A 15455-nucleotide genomic window follows, 5' to 3' on the forward strand; every position below is an offset into this window, starting at 1 on the left:
TGCGTTAAGCCTCAAATAAAGTATTAGGGTACAATTTGTTGCTTGCAACATCCAAATCCAGCTCCTTTTCAGGCAGAGAGTACGTGCACGGTAGAAAATCTGAATCGTTTAAGATCGTAAACCTGTAAAGGGTCAATCGATTTCAATGGAGAAAAGCGGAGCATGCTGCTGGGCTCCGTACACATCCCTGTCGCCGATTGTACCTGAGGAAACGGTCCTCGCCATCGTGATTTTAATGCCGAGTGCCTGATCAAAAAATACAAAATGATGGATTTGCGACTCGTCCGTACCGTATAGCTTCGAAATGGCAGCAGGTGTAACTTTCCCTGATTTCTTTACTCTTTCGTACGTGCTGGCAGAATCGAACAGAATATCAAGCGTCAGTTCAAACGGACCGGAATTTTTGCTGCGGATCACTTTTGCCAGTTCATAAAGAGCAGCCATCTGTGACCTCCTCATATTGCACGGTAAAGAAATCCCCCGAAGCCTTCATTAAATGATAAATAGAAAACTCATAAACCGGCCCGAATTCAATGTCACTCGGCGCAAACGGGAATGCCAGGTTGCCAGCCGTAGATTTCCGGTTTTCATAGCCGTAATGCAAAAAGGTAGACCGGACCGTTGCACAAATACTGCTCGCAAGCTCCTGGGTTTGCGCCAGCACCTCAAACATCACGCCTACCTCGTGGCCGGAAAAAGGAACAGGCTCCCGAGGCCCAAGCACCGCATTTTTTCCGTAATGATAAAACCGGATTTCATATTCTTCCGCATCAATTTCCGAGTAATATTCCGCAGTCTGCCGGACCACAAGTTCCTCGACACTTTCAAGCTGCCCTAACAGGAGGGGATCGCGGATCCCCGCAAGGACGAAGGTGCGATAGGCTGCCCTCCTTGCTCCTTCAAGCTTGATCCAATACTCATCCGAACGGAGATACCGGCTGTTTTTCACCTCCACAACCCCAGGCTCTTTTTCTATAAAGGAACACTGCTCTAAATCGAGAGTAAAGCCAGGACCGTGAAGGATATATGGGTGCTCTTTTTCGTAAAACGTATGGGCGGCAACACTGACGGGACTGCATTTTCTCTTTGCATTAAGGGATTGGACAGTAAAGGAATCCCCGGTAATCGTCCCCAGAATACAATCCTTTGTTGTCCCAGGCTCGGCACAAAGAGCCCCGCATTCTAATATTTTTCCAAGGTGATAGCTGAGCCCTGGATCTTTTCCATGAAAAAGACCAATGGCTGCAAAGGGTGACGGATCATAGGCCCGTCCGCATACAATGATGTCACTGCGATTCTCTAATGCACTTAAAATTGGTTCATGCCCCATTTGGGCAACGATGGAATGGGTTTGAAGGATCGTTTCTGCGTTTAAGGCAGGAATGTTTGGTGAGAGTGGCTGAATTTGATGATGCTTATTTGCATTCAAAACGGTTTTTTGAGGAATGTCCGCCGGAATTATGGCGAGTTTCGCTGATAGCTTTTGTTCGGATAAAATTTCATAAATGATGTCAAGCGTCCAATCAAGATGCGGCTTCGCTCCCGCTCCGCCTGCAGATCCGATAATAATCGGAATTTTTCTTGGGAGACCGTGAATAATTAGCAGCTCAAGATCCTTTTTCGCTGCCCTTCGGCTGACAATTGATACACCAGCGCCAAGCTTATGCGGCCCGGCATCAGTTGACCCGGCATCAACAACGATGCCGTGCAAATCATATTCTAGCCCCTTCAGAAAAGAAGAAGCAGGAAATCCGTACCCCAGCATCCCGCACGGTGAAAGAATCCTAACCAAATCGGCCATAGCGGCGGCCTCCTCATATAGTAATAGACTGCTGTATAACTATATGATATGTAATCGCTTACAAATAATAGTAGTTGTAATTCTTTTTCCAGTCAAGGGTGAGGGTGATTTTGTCGAAAGAAAACCGAACAAAAGTTCTTATCCATAAGAAGGAAAAGAGCAGGAGAAGCACGAATAAAAGAGTGAATACCATAAAAAGGAGTGTTTAAAATGAAGCATCAAGCGACGCCTTACCTGACATTCAATGGAAACGCAAAAGAAGCCCTAGAGTATTACAAGGAACTTTTCGGAGGAGAAGTTTCAGACGTCCAAACGTACGGCCAGGCAAACTTCCCTACTCCAGCAGAAGCCGATGAACTGATTCTTCATTCGCGCTTTAGAAAAGGACCGCTATTTTTCATGGTATCTGATGCCACCTCTGACCGCTCAGTCACAATGGGATCCAATATCACCCACGTTTTGGAAATGGAAAGCGAAGAAGAAATCCAAGCCATTTACTCAAAACTAACGGAAAAAGGAACCGTACATATGGAGCTGCAGGACACGTTCTGGGGAGCAAGATATGCGAAGGTTGAGGATCCGTTTGGTGTGACATGGGACCTGAATTTTGAGAAGGCCTAAATGTAAATGCAAAAGAAAAGCCAGCTGCCTTTTTTAAGGGAGCTGGCTTTTTGCAGCATCTTAAGAAAGTGTGAATCAGGCTGGAGGTGCCAGCTTTGCCCGACTGCCCACCGCCATTATCCGTTATACACACTGGCACAGGTTCCGGGTTTGGGTTCGTAATAACAGTGTTTTTTGAATTGACCGGATTTCGGCTGGCTGTACCAGGTTGGGGGGCATGGTGCGTAGGGGTTAAAATACCATAGGGCATACTTGGCCGGATGATCCCGCCAATAATCCAAATTCTTTTTTGCCAGTCTTTTTTCCACTGACCTCGCCCTGTTATAAAAAACATTTCCTTTTTGAACAGCCTCAAAAGAATAGTTCCCGCCTTGCACCTGGAAAATGACCTGCCGGATCGTTCGGACATTTTTAAAATCCGAGCAGCTGGCTTTTGCGCGGTTTACAATGACATTCCCCACATACAGCATCCCCTGCTGGCCTTCCCCTTCCGCCTCCGCTCTCATCATCCTTGCCATCAAGGCAACATCGGCATCTGTGTATTTCACTCTGGGCATTTTTTTCACCTCAGGATAGTTTATGAAGGGATTATGGAATGATGTCTGAATAGCGGCTGGACGGATTTGTCTATCCAATACTCTTATATCGCTCTGCGCAAATCTACCACTAAAATTCTAGCCTAGAATTTGCTTGAGGTAAATTTTACCTTTACTATAAATGTATGAACCTGTCTTGGAGGAATTTATGAAACTACATAAAACTTTGTTAATCCTACTAACTTAATCTGTAATAGCAGGCTGCCGTTTGAACGAATCCTCCAACTCAAATTGATCCGTTCCGTAAAATTCCATTGAACAGGAGGCCGTTCACTTGAGACTGTTGTTAATATACATCACCCTCGGTTTCTTAGTAATTGGCGGATGCCAAAACGAAAAGAAGCCTGCAGAACCCAGTACAGCAGCATTAAAGGATGATTTTACAAAAAGCTATTTAACTTCTTCTAAAGAAGTGGAGAAAGGGTACTATCGGTTTAAATCTAAGACGGGCGGGTACACCATGCTCCTTCCCGTGCAGGCTGTTATATCGAAAGACTTCGGAAATGAAAGGGACGAGGATTTTTATGAAGCCATCATTTATGGAGCAGAAATCGATCAGGCAGATGTGGATACTCAAATTATTTATGAAAACAAACCGCTTACAGCACATATAGAAGAAAACCTCGACTTGTTATCTTCTTCTTCAGGCTATGATGGACCCTATTCAGAATCAGAGAGCAAAGAAATCATCCTCTATAAAGGTGAAGAAACCGATAAAACCGACGATTATCTAACCTACATATACGTTGGATATATCAAAGCGAAAAAAACAAATCAGGCAGTTCATTTCATTTATGGAGCAACATGCAAAAAAGAAGAAACCGCCTGCCAAAACAAGGAAGAAAATCATAAGGATTCAGCAATGAAAATAATGAATTCCTTCACTTTTAGCGAATAAGGAGGCTGAAATGTGAGAAATACACTCCGATATTCTGCAGCCGCCTTACTTCTTACTCTAGGCGGCTGCGAAATAAGCAATCAGCCAGCAGCTGTCCCTGAAGCCAACACAGCTGCATTAAACGATGAATTTACAAAAGATTACTTAACTACTTCAAAAGAAGTTGAAAAGGACTTTTATCTCTTTGAGTCAAAAACAGGCGCGTATACGATGCTTTTCCCTGCGGATGCAGTCATCTCCAAGGAATTTAATGAAACAAGAGAAACCTTTTATGAGACCATTGTTTATGGAGCAGAACGAAAAGATGCTGACATCATGGCAGACGCAACGTTTGAAAACAAACCGCAAACACAGGACATTGAATCCAATCTGGATTTGCTCTCTACAGCAGTTGGATACACAGGCGAATATAAAGAATTTAAAGAAAAAGACAAACGGATTTATTATGCCAAAGAACGATCTGAAATAGATGGAGCAATCAGCTATACCTTCTTCAGCTTTATTAAATCTGAAGGAGATCATCAGGCTGTGGAATTCATTTACAATGCAGCCTGCGAAAAGTCAGATAAAGCCTGCCCATCAGAGGAATCAATTCAAGAAAAAACCGCTCTGAAAATCATGAAATCTGTAACATTTAAATAAGACGGGTTTACATTGAGAGGGTGTTCAAGGTGAAGTTAAAAAAAAGCATTCCTGTTTTAGTAGGGGTATTGTTTGCCTTTTCCATTATGGGAGGCTGCGGAATGGCAAATCAAAACGAGAAACAGGTTCAAGGAGAAACGAATACGCCCCAACCATCTGCATTGAAGGACGACTTCACTAAAGGCTATCTGACATCCCCAAAAGAAGTGGAAAAAGGTTATTTTGAATTTAAGTCCCAGACGGATGGATATACCATGCTATTTCCAAGTGATGCAATAATCTCTGAGGATTTCGGCAACGAAAAGCGAGAGAATAAATTTGAGTCGATTGTGTATGGCTATAATCTAAAAGGGGCGTCAATAAGCACCCGCATTACATACGAAAATAAACCAAGCACCAGAGACATTGAAGAAAAGCAGCGATTACTGTCTGTGTCGGCAGGCTATGATGGAACCTACAAAAAGATTCCTGCAAAAGGAAAAACCATCTATTTTGCCAAAAAGACATCAGAATTAAAAAATTCGAATGCTTACGTCTATCTCAGCTTTATCAAAGCTGGAAACAGCAATCAAGCTGTTGAGTTCATTTTTAACACAAGATGCAAGAAAAACGACCAAAGCTGTCAATCAAATGTGGAAGATTTAGAGAATGCTGCATTAAAGTTATGACGTCCGTCCACTTTGAACAGTAGTAATAAGGATAGAATTAGAGAAAAGTTCATCTGAAAAGTTCGAGTACCTTTACCATTTTATACAAATTTTTTATTTTTCATCGCTCCCAGATCCTCACCTCCTCAAGACTATAAACCTACTTCCTTTATTAAACCTCGAAACAAATAAGTCTAAACACCTGTGACAACCGATTCAAAAATACCCAATTTCCTGTTTTAGATTGTTGCACAGTGGGAATATGTGGTAGTAATTAGATGTAGAGATTTGTGACATTTGAGGGGGCTTATTATTGAAATTTTATTGCGGTATTTTTGTACTTATAAGTTTATTAGTTATTGGAGGCTGCGGAATGGAAGGAAATCAAAATGATAAACAGGTTCAAGGAGAAACGAATACACCTCAGCCAGCCGCATTGAAGGACGACTTCACTAAAGGCTATCTGACATCCCCAAAAGAAGTGGAAAAAGGTTATTTTGAATTTAAGTCCAAGACGAATGGATATACCATGCTATTTCCAAAAGATGCTGTCATTTCAGATAACTTCGGCAATGAAAAGCACGGTAACGAGTATGAGTCCATTTTATATGGTTCGGAAATAGATGGAGCTGTTATTGACACTCAAATTACGTATGAAAACAAATCAAACACTCAAAAAGTTGAACCCAATTTAAGTCTGTTATCCTCATCTATTGATTATAAAGGAACATATAATGAGTCAAAAGAAAATGGGAAAACAAACTATTTTGCGAAAGACACCATGGATATTGAAAAAGCTACAACCTACACTTACTTAAGCTTTATTAAAGCCGACAAAAGTGATCAAGCTGTGCGGATTGTATATACGGTAACGTGTCAAAAAGAGGATAAAAGCTGTATGTCAAAAGAAAATATCTTTGAAAAAGAAGCAACTAAAGTTATGAAATCTGTTTCCTTTAAACAGGAGTGAAAGTATGACAGACAAAAAGAGTACGAATTCAGAGATATTATCTACCGAAATGCTGCGGGCGAGAATTGCCAAAATGGAATATAGTATACCTAAAAACCCGACTGATGAGGATATAGCTAACTTCCAAGAAAAAATCAGGCAAATTTATATTGAAGAAACCGGAAATCCTCCTCCGGCAAATATTGATATCTATCATTCCGGAACAAAAAGATATCAGTCTATCACTGATTCAGGTTTTGATGGGACAGTCATCCACTTTTATGATCCGGAAAAAGGAATCAATCAATCCTATACCCTTACCAGAGGAAGTGAAATGGGGGAAGATAATGGTGAAGGAAAACCTCTGGATTGGCTATATAATGTCTTTGGCATTTATACTGGCAAAAACAAGACACAATTTGACGATGCAAAGAAATTTGCAAAAGAAGTGAATAGTGAAATAACAGCAAAAACTTCAAAAGAAGGATTAACAAAACTGGATAATTACGGAATCGGTCATTCTTTAGGCGGGAATTTAATTCAGATGCTCCAGCTCAATTCAGGTTCCTTTAAAGAAGTTTATACATTTAATGATGCTCCTCCCAGTGCTTATCAGCTAGCATATATAGATACAAGATTTAGACGTCATATAGCACAGCATTTCGGAATTTCAGCTTTCGAATTTGACGAAATCTACTCAATCCCAAGCGCCGATCTCGAAAAATTCGCCACCGACTACTACAAAGAACGTGGTAAAAACATCCACCACACAACATCTGCAGATGAGATTCTCTTTGCCATATCTGGTTTTAGAGGCTTCTTATTTTTCGGAGATCGTAAAATAATTGAGACAAATCCGGATTTTGATGGACTTAAAGATGTGCTTGATAACGTATCCGATGAGGACCTCGCAGTCATTCAAAAGAAGCTGGCAGAGATCGCGCCATATTACCAAAAGGATGGAATTGACGGCATTGTTTTCGGGGTGACTGGCTTCGATAAGAAGTTTTGGGACCAATCTATTGAAACGCTTAAAGATCTTGACCTTACTACTCTAAACCCTGTCGAACGTGCAGAGAATGCGATAACCGTTGCGAAAACGCTTGTTGCAATGAAGGATCATGTCGGGCTGATGATTGATAAGGTGACAAGTCTGAAGGATGAATTGCCTGCCTTATTATCAATTGTCGGAACCGTTTCTGCTGAAGAAAGAGAAAAAATTGAATCGGTCATAGACGGGATGGTCGACAACCTGGAGACGATGCAGGCTGCGATCGAAAACATTGGGGATGTGGCCACTTTAGAGAAGCTTCGAAATGGAGACCTTAAAGGATTTTTAAAGCAGATCGAGGTATTAATGAACACATCGGACATCATTAAAACCGAGTTCAATGAATTTAAGGCCGGGTTTGGTTCCATTAAGACGATTCTTGAAGAACTAATGGAAAAGTTCGGAATGGCAACGGAAGCTCACCTTATGGATGCCGTAATCAGTGCACTTTCTATAGAAGGATTCTCATATGAAGGCGATGATATGTTCAAAGTGAAAATGGTCGGCGGCAAACCAATTATGATTAACCTTTCCTCTGCCCTCCGCCTTTATAAGGAAGGCCTAAACATTTATGAGGAAAAGAATAACCTTCTTAAGCAGGTAAAAGAAGCGTACCATCGAGAGTATACAGATGATTATGCACAAAGAAAAGGTACGCTGATGAAGGCGATTGCCTCAACAGAGTCTGATACGGCCTGGGCCCAAAGCAGGCTTGGATACAGCACTACGGTTTACAAAGTAACAAAAATTGATGTCCAGGAAACCATTTACCCGATTCCTCCCGCCAACACTGCAACCTTCCAAGAGCTATTCCACTACCATGAAACCGAACAGGAAGCAGGAGTCAAACAAATCAATCAAATTAAAAATTCTGTTGAAAAATTCTTTCAAGAAGATCAAAAAGTAGCCTCAATGTTTAAGCTAATTTAAGAGAAGAGGGATGAAAATGCCGCAGCTGTCTTTCCTGCATCAGCTTGTGCCGGAACAGGATCTTACCCATAAAGCCGGGACCTTCCAGAGTTTACTTGATGAACTAAACGCAGCCGGGACAAAACTCACCCAAACCGTTCAAACCGAAATGGATGCCCAATCAGGCGAACTCGTCGATAAAATAAGCGAAAAAATCCAGCAGCACCAAAAAATGCAAGAGGATGCCATTTCCCAGCAAAAAGCCTCTATGACCGCTCTGGCCTACCAATATAGCAGCTTCATCAACAGCATGAATCGGCAGATGACGACGATTTATTATGAAGAGGATAAGGAAGCGGTGGCGTTTGTTTAAAGGAGTTGGAAGACTGTGTTTGTATTGTGCAGTCTTTTTTTAATTGAGCTAAGTCCACTAATTGTTTGATATTTGACGTGCTTGATCAGATTTTTCCTTCTGTCTATCATGGCTACGATGATTTTGTTATAGTCTATGAGAGAGTTGGCACTATATCCTATAAAATGAGGGCGCCAGAAAATCAGTGGAAATTGACTTTCTGTACAGCCCCTTATTTAAGGTGAGGAAAATCCCCACATAGGTTTTTTAATTTCAATGATCTTTTCTATTTCATTTTTTTCAACCCAGTTCTCATATTCAAACCGTTCTACTTGAATAAATCCATATTTTTCTATAATGTTTGGTCCAGCTGTTCCGCTACCTAATAGTATTTTGTTATTTTCTTCTTTAAATATCGGAAATTCCAGACCTTTATAGATTGCTATGTATCTACCTCGATAAATAGACGTTATATCATCTCTTCTTACGTTTTTGCAATAGTGACCCGTAGAATCTATAACAAATCCTAGACTCGCTGCCGAAGGATCCTTGGTGAATAATTCAAATTTCATTTGATCATGTATTATTACTTCAAATTCTAAATCATTATATAATGCTCTAATACCATTTCTCATGGATAACCTCATAGTGCAGAAAAAGCATCGTTAGGTTAAGAATTAATCAATTACGGTACCTCTAATGTCTATAGCAATTTTAGTTTTATCCATTTATATTGCTCCTTTGGCAATTACTCTTCATACTCCTCTTTAACCGCCTTCTCTGCACAAAAATCGAAGAACCTGGATAAAAGATTGTCAATATCCTCTTTTCTTGCAATAGAATCCATCCATTCAGCGGATATGGCATCCATGTGTTAGGACAGGTGTCCCTCAATTTTATATATAATGCCTGCCATTGTACCTGTCTGTAATAGAGGCCGCAGTATCTGTATCATCACCCAGTTTGACTGCCCTTAAAATAATAGCTTCTTCAAATAATGAAGGATTGCCAGACACCAGAGGGCTGCCTCCAGAGTATGAACGACATAGCCATCAGAACGGATTTCTTTAAAGATAAATTAGTTATAGGGATTTCAGCACGGTTAATGAAGGATGCTGATTGGTTACGATATAGCTAATATTCTCTTCTCACCAACTAACAATTTGCCATTGAAAAAACCGCCTCAATTATAGAGCCGGTTTTACTTTGCAAAAACTTTATAAGGCAAGTTAGCTTTTCTGTAATAAATATCGACAATACTCAAAGTCTTCTAAAGTATCTATATCCACTGACCGATTCTTCGACATATTATAAGCGATGGTTTTATCACTTAAGAATGATTTACACTGTCTTAACCACTTTATCTCAGCCACATAAACAGCACCGTTTAAAGCATAAACATTAGGAAGATCTTGCCTGCGTACTGTTTGAGAATCTTGTGGTATTAACGGTTTCATTAATCCCCCATCATTAATTGTATACATCCAATAAGGAGACTTATCTGGCTCTGTTACAGAAACACATGCTGGTGCGCATTTTGCAATAACTTGTTCAATGCATTGATCTATATCATTTACGCTCCTCATAGGGCTTGTTGGCTGTAAAACCACTACTAAATCATATTCAGGGAGTTGTTCTATAGCGTGTAATATAGGATCAATTCCAGGTGTTTCATCATCAGCTAATTCCTTTGGTCTTTTAAAAGGAACATTGCAGCCATATTGTCTTGCTGATTCTATAATTTCGTCATCTTCTGATGAGAGCATTAAAAAATCAATATATTTCGATTTTTTTGCTTCTTCAATGCTCCATGCAATTAATGGTTTTCCAGCTAAAGGTCTAATGTTTTTTCTGGGTACTCCTTTGGAGCCACCCCTCGCTGGAATGATAGCCAGTACCTTTTTAGTTTGTATCAAATGATCACCCTCAATAGTACTCTAAAAACTTAATTTTGAAAAATTGATAGGAAATCTTGATTCGCTTTATCATAGTCATGGACTTGCCCAATATCCATCCAGTATTCTCTTAACGGAAAAGCAGACACATTGTGGTTTTGTTCCATTGCAATTTTAAAAAGCTCTGGCATGTCAAAAAATGTTTTGTGCGGGACATAATTTAGAACATCCGGATTTAACACGTAAATTCCTGCATTAACAAAGCTGCGGTGCATTGGCTTTTCTTCAATGGACTGCAGTCTATGATTCTCAGTTTGAATTACCCCGTATGGAATTTGATATTCGTATTCTCTGACACACATAGTGGCATCTGAACAGGTATCATTATGAAATTCTAACAGTTGATTGTAATTAATTTTTGTCAGCAAATCACCATTCATTACAATGAATGGCTTGTTCGGTCTTGTCGGTAATAGTGAAAGGGCTCCAGCAGTACCTAATCTCTCATGTTCATCAATATAAGATATAGATACACCCAAATGCTCGCCATTTTGAAAATAACTTTTAATCAATTCTTTTTTATAATTAACGGAGAATGCAAAGTTAGTAAACCCGTGTTGTTTAAAGCCCTCTATTATTGTTTCTAGGATGGGTTTTGTTCCAACTCTCAGCATTGGCTTAGGCAGATTATCAGTTAACGGCTTCAATCTTGTTCCTAAACCACCAGCCATTAGGATGACCATATTATCTTTCGGTTCAATATGGGTTTCTTCTTTTGAAAATAAAATATGCTGAATTTTTTTGTCTTGATCCACTATTGGCAGCTGTTGAACTCCTTTAACCTCCAACAGTTTACATTTATACACTTGATATTCATAGGCATAAGCATAAGTTGGCTTCTGATTCATTACTAAGTTGATCGTAGTGGATAAAGGTAAGCCATTCAACAATCCCCGGCGAATATCACCGTCTGTTACTGTACCAAGCAGACGACCCTCTTCATCCGTTACAACAGAAAATTGAAGGGACGAGCGATCAATTACTTCCATAGTTTGAAGAATAGTTGTATATGGAGAGACTGCAACGTGGTTCCAATCTTTCATTTTCTCACTTCCTTAGCAGGAGTACCGTAAACAACAGCTTGATCGTTCACGTCTTTGAGTATTAATGACCCTGCTCCTACCAGCACTTGCTCACCAACCTTTATTCCTTGAATAATGATTGATCCTGTACCTATATGAGACCCCTGTCCAATTAGTACATTTCCAGATAGAACTGCACCTGGTGCTATATGACAATGAGCACCGATCCTGCAATCGTGATCAATACTGGCTGCTGTGTTTACAATAGTATTATCGGCTACTTCAGCAAAAGGTTGAATGACTACTCCTGCTAATATTTGAGCTCCTTCCCCTAAAAGCGAATAAGAAGATACAATTGCACTTGGATGTACTACCTGTGCAAATTTATAACCTGCTTTAGAGAATTTTTGAAAGATTTTCTTTCTTAAAACGGGTAATTGAGTTGAACCAATCGCATTAACAAGCAGAATATTTTCTTGAGAATAATTATATACAATTGAATCATTGCCGAGAAACGAGAGGTTATAGACATTTTCTTCATTCTTAGGGGACGTGAATCCAATAATTTCACATTGGTTTAACTGTAATATCTCAGTTAGAACTTTAGAATGGCCACCATTTCCGATAATAATAATGGGCTTTTTTTCTCGCAAGATTAAATCAACTCATCCTCTTTGTAATCTTTCGTCGCCTTTTTCCCGACATAATCCCAGTACAATGTTGGAGAAATACCACTTCCCGGCCTTTTTACGGTAATATTGTCTGCCGTAAATTCCTCTCCTTCATTAATAAGCTTACAGGCTACTAAACTTTTCCTGGCAACTTTTTTATTTTCCAATTCGATTTGACTTGGATTTTTCCCCAAAGTTCCTATGGCTATTTCAACTTGACGAATACTTTGAATCATCTCTTTTAATTCACACGGTTCTAAAGACGCTTTATGGTCCGGTCCAGACAACTGTTTGTTTAATGTGAAGTGTTTTTCAATTAAAACAGCTCCTCTCGCCACTGCTGCAATAGGAACAATAATGCCTGCTGAATGATCTGAAAGCCCTGCTTGCAGACCGGTTTCAGATCTTAAATAATCAATTGATGCTAAATTAATATCTTTAATAGGGGTTGGGTATTCAGTTGTGCAATGGAGAATTGTTACGTATTCTTGTAAAAGCATTTTTGCTTCTTTCGTTTTATAAAAACTATTTACGGAGTCTAGTGTAACAGGTGCCTTTTTAGCAAGACCATAGGAAATGAATGCAAGTGCATGATGAATCTCTTCCATCGTGGCCATTCCTGTTGATAAAATTATTTTCACATTGTAAGAAGCGATTCTATAAAGATAAGGGGCATTACTTAATTCTCCTGATGGAATTTTAATTGTTTCTAATCCAAGAGTTTGTATTAAAAAATCCACACTTTTTAAATCAAAAGGTGTAGAAAGGAATGTAATGCTCCTCTTTTGACAATAATTTTGGATCTGAACAAACTCATCGTTTGATAGCTCCAATTTTTTTAGCATCTCATATTGCGACATCGTTTCGCCCATATTCTTTTCCTGATAAGCAGCTTGCTTTGCCTCCTTAGTAACTAATTGATCTGCCTGAAACGTTTGAAACTTTATTGCATCTGCTCCAGCTTCGGCAGCTGCATCAACCAATTGGAAAGCCATTTTTAAAGAACCATTATGATTCACGCCTGCTTCGGCGATGATAGTCGTTTGCTTAATCATAGATTATAAAACTCCTTTTTAATAGAAAAGGATTGGAATCCCTTTAAACAATTTATGATTTTTTCAGATGTTTTGCCATCTCCATAAATTTGATCATAAGGTCCCTTATACTGTAATGCGGCCTTTATTGTTAGAGAAATTCTATGCACATCTAGTTCAGTATGGAAAACTGAAGAAGGACATTCTCTTCCAGATTGCCGCCCTCCACAATTAACAGTTGGAGTATTCAAGTATGGCACTTCAATTAGTCCACTGGAAGAGTTACCAATAACTGCTTCAGCGTGTTTAACCGCACTCAAGTATCTCAACTGCCCTAAGGAGTCAAATAAATGAGCATTGGGATTAGATGATATATAGTCCTTTATTTTTTCATTTATTAACCTTCCACCATTGTCTGCATTGGACTTAGTAAATATTAAATTGTAATCTCTTAATTCCTGTAATGCAGCAAGAATGGAATGAATTCCATCTGTTTCACCTGCGGTTTCTGGATGATAGGTTATTAAGAAGTAAGGTTGATCGTTACGGATAGAAAGTTGACTGTATAGCTCTTTTTTTGACAGCAAAAGCATTTTGGTAATATTTTCTATTCCGAGAGCACCAACATTCCATACTTTACTCGGATTTTCTCCTAATTGGATTACTCTTTGCCTGTGTGATTCTGAACTAGTGAAATGGAAAGTTGCCATTTTAGTTATAGAATGCCTTATTGCATCATCATATGCCCCAAATGTTTGCTCCCCACCGTGAATATGGGCTATTGGCAGTCCAAATATCAGAGCAGTTTGTGCAGCAGCTAGCATTTCAAAACGATCACCAAGGATTATTAAGAGATCTGGTCGAAGTTTGGTAAATACGTCTGCAAATCCTATAGTACCTATACCCATTGATTTAACCACCCCTGATGGAGTATCTGACGAAAGGAGCATCTCAACTTTCTCATTAATATTAAAGCCGTCTTCTTCTATATTCTTATAAGTTAAGCCAAACTCAGGGGATAGGTGCATTCCTGTTGCAACTATTTGAAGATCAAAGTTATGATAATTCTTAATTCTTCTCATCAGTGGAGTTAATAAACCATACTCTGCTCTAGTTCCAGTTACTATACACACTTTTTGCTTCTTCATCAAAGTTCTCCCAAATAAGGACTACTTGGTATATTAATTACTGAGTTCTTCAATTGCTCTGTGGCTGATAAATTCATCTGTGGACAAGATTGAAATGGTATCAGTTCGTGTAAAGGCATCCAGATTGGGCGGGACATAATCCCGTGCTTATTTAGAAGCTCTAACACTTGATTGCGATCATGCACATTCGGATCGAGGATTATCGTTTGTAACCAGTAATTACTTTGACCGTACTCTGGCTCTTCATAAAATTTGACTCCATCCATACATGAAAATAACAATTTATACTTTTCAGCTAATTGGCGTTTTTGTTTGAGGTAGCTGGGTAATTGCTCTAATTGGGCCACTCCAAGTGCAGCGTTGATGTTAGGCATTCGATAGTTATAGCCAATTTCATCATGCGTATACTCCCATCGGTGAGGGACTTTAGCTGTAGTAGTTAAATGTTTTGCGCGATTAGCTACTTCATCATCATTCGTCAATATTGCCCCTCCGCCACCTGTGGTGATTGTTTTGTTTCCATTAAAACTTACAGCCGCCACTTTACCAAAATTTCCAGTGTGTATTCCTTTATAATAGGAACCTAATGACTCTGCCGCATCCTCAACTATTGCAATATAAAATTCATCCGTTACCTTTTTTAATTCATCTATTGAAACTGGATGACCAAATGTATGCATAGGAACGATAGCGCTTATAACTCGACCAGTCCTCTTATTTACACATTTACCATCTTTAATCTGAGTGATGTTTGTTAAATACTCTCTCAATTTTTTGGGATCAATACCTAACGTTCGCTGGTCCACATCAACAAAATGCGGATTAGCATTTTCGTAAATAACGGCGTTTGCTGTTGCTACAAATGTTAATGATGGAATCATTACCTCATCATCCGTTTTAACACCTGCAAGTTTTAGGGCAATATGAAGCGCCGCTGTACCATTTACTACGGCTACAGCTCGCTTAACTCCTGTGAACTCTGCAAGGTTCCGCTCAAATTCATCCACATATTTTCCAACTGAAGAAACCCAGCCAGACTCAATGCAATCTAATACATATTTTTTTTCATTACCAATAAAAAGCGGTTCATGAAGAGGAATAATGTCTTGCTCGGGAGCCCAAGTTTTAATTGTTTCCATTATATCCCGCCATTGATTCA

The 15455-nt window shown here is 39.5% G+C and carries 17 protein-coding genes; 7 read left to right on the plus strand and 10 right to left on the minus strand.

Annotation, left to right across the window (positions count from 1 at the left end; translation table 11 throughout):
* Nucleotides 1–132 precede the first annotated feature (132 nt).
* Both WCV65_RS18665 and WCV65_RS18670 read right to left on the minus strand, forming a co-directional pair.
* Nucleotides 133–444, minus strand: a complete 312-nt coding sequence (locus WCV65_RS18665; RefSeq protein ID WP_035404779.1) for a DUF4387 domain-containing protein — start codon at nucleotides 442–444, stop codon at nucleotides 133–135.
* Nucleotides 428–1801 carry an acyclic terpene utilization AtuA family protein gene (locus WCV65_RS18670; protein WP_338778573.1) on the minus strand — a complete coding sequence of 458 codons (1374 nt, stop codon included), beginning with the start codon at nucleotides 1799–1801 and terminating at the stop codon, nucleotides 428–430. The genes WCV65_RS18665 and WCV65_RS18670 overlap by 17 nt, the downstream gene beginning before the upstream one ends.
* Before the next feature lie 210 nt (nucleotides 1802–2011).
* Between WCV65_RS18670 and WCV65_RS18675 the strand changes: the two genes are divergently transcribed.
* A complete protein-coding gene (locus tag WCV65_RS18675; RefSeq protein ID WP_338778575.1) occupies nucleotides 2012–2422 on the plus strand; it encodes a VOC family protein in 411 nt (136 codons plus the stop codon).
* Between the two features lie 116 nt (nucleotides 2423–2538).
* On the opposite strand, the gene WCV65_RS18680 is transcribed toward WCV65_RS18675, so the two are convergent.
* Entirely contained in the window at nucleotides 2539–2979 is a 441-nt protein-coding gene (locus tag WCV65_RS18680; RefSeq protein ID WP_338778577.1) for a cell wall hydrolase, read from the minus strand.
* 313 nt (nucleotides 2980–3292) lie between these two features.
* Here WCV65_RS18680 and WCV65_RS18685 point away from each other — a divergent pair, with 313 nt between their 5' ends.
* From WCV65_RS18685 to WCV65_RS18710, 6 genes are all read left to right on the plus strand, one after another.
* Entirely contained in the window at nucleotides 3293–3916 is a 624-nt protein-coding gene (locus WCV65_RS18685; protein ID WP_338778579.1) for a hypothetical protein, read from the plus strand.
* A gap of 12 nt (nucleotides 3917–3928) precedes the next feature.
* Nucleotides 3929–4558 (plus strand): hypothetical protein, encoded by a 630-nt coding sequence (locus WCV65_RS18690; protein WP_338778580.1) that lies wholly within the window; start codon nucleotides 3929–3931, stop codon nucleotides 4556–4558.
* A 101-nt stretch (nucleotides 4559–4659) separates the two neighbouring features.
* Nucleotides 4660–5226: a hypothetical protein gene (locus tag WCV65_RS18695; RefSeq protein WP_338778582.1), complete on the plus strand. Its 567-nt coding sequence runs from the start codon at nucleotides 4660–4662 to the stop codon at nucleotides 5224–5226.
* A 352-nt stretch (nucleotides 5227–5578) separates the two neighbouring features.
* On the plus strand, nucleotides 5579–6175 hold the full coding sequence (locus WCV65_RS18700; protein WP_338778584.1) for a hypothetical protein: 597 nt from the start codon (nucleotides 5579–5581) through the stop codon (nucleotides 6173–6175).
* Between the two features lie 4 nt (nucleotides 6176–6179).
* Entirely contained in the window at nucleotides 6180–8135 is a 1956-nt protein-coding gene (locus WCV65_RS18705; protein WP_338778586.1) for a DUF6792 domain-containing protein, read from the plus strand.
* A gap of 16 nt (nucleotides 8136–8151) precedes the next feature.
* Nucleotides 8152–8487, plus strand: a complete 336-nt coding sequence (locus WCV65_RS18710; RefSeq protein ID WP_338778588.1) for a hypothetical protein — start codon at nucleotides 8152–8154, stop codon at nucleotides 8485–8487.
* A 215-nt stretch (nucleotides 8488–8702) separates the two neighbouring features.
* On the opposite strand, the gene WCV65_RS18715 is transcribed toward WCV65_RS18710, so the two are convergent.
* The 7 genes from WCV65_RS18715 to WCV65_RS18745 all read right to left on the minus strand — a co-directional run bounded on the left by WCV65_RS18715 (nucleotide 8703) and on the right by WCV65_RS18745 (nucleotide 15435).
* Nucleotides 8703–9101, minus strand: coding sequence for a hypothetical protein (locus WCV65_RS18715; protein WP_338778590.1), 399 nt, complete (start codon nucleotides 9099–9101; stop codon nucleotides 8703–8705).
* Nucleotides 9102–9695: 594 nt separating this feature from the next.
* On the minus strand, nucleotides 9696–10382 hold the full coding sequence (locus WCV65_RS18720; protein ID WP_338778592.1) for an acylneuraminate cytidylyltransferase family protein: 687 nt from the start codon (nucleotides 10380–10382) through the stop codon (nucleotides 9696–9698).
* A 29-nt stretch (nucleotides 10383–10411) separates the two neighbouring features.
* Complete coding sequence (locus WCV65_RS18725) at nucleotides 10412–11464, minus strand: nucleotidyltransferase family protein (protein WP_338778594.1); 1053 nt, start codon at nucleotides 11462–11464, stop codon at nucleotides 10412–10414.
* The gene (locus WCV65_RS18730; protein WP_338778596.1) at nucleotides 11461–12096 is read right to left on the minus strand and encodes an acetyltransferase; all 636 of its coding nucleotides are present in this window, start codon (nucleotides 12094–12096) and stop codon (nucleotides 11461–11463) included. The genes WCV65_RS18725 and WCV65_RS18730 overlap by 4 nt, the downstream gene beginning before the upstream one ends.
* A gap of 2 nt (nucleotides 12097–12098) precedes the next feature.
* Entirely contained in the window at nucleotides 12099–13169 is a 1071-nt protein-coding gene (neuB, locus tag WCV65_RS18735) for an N-acetylneuraminate synthase (RefSeq protein ID WP_338778598.1), read from the minus strand.
* Nucleotides 13166–14296, minus strand: a complete 1131-nt coding sequence (gene neuC / locus WCV65_RS18740) for a UDP-N-acetylglucosamine 2-epimerase (protein ID WP_338778600.1) — start codon at nucleotides 14294–14296, stop codon at nucleotides 13166–13168. Before neuC ends, neuB begins: the two co-directional genes overlap by 4 nt.
* Nucleotides 14296–15435: a LegC family aminotransferase gene (locus WCV65_RS18745; protein WP_338778602.1), complete on the minus strand. Its 1140-nt coding sequence runs from the start codon at nucleotides 15433–15435 to the stop codon at nucleotides 14296–14298. The genes neuC and WCV65_RS18745 overlap by 1 nt, the downstream gene beginning before the upstream one ends.
* Between the last annotated feature and the right edge of the window lie 20 nt (nucleotides 15436–15455).

The sequence above is a fragment of the Metabacillus sp. FJAT-52054 genome (genome assembly GCF_037201815.1).
GTDB lineage: Bacteria > Bacillota > Bacilli > Bacillales > Bacillaceae > Metabacillus_B > Metabacillus_B sediminis.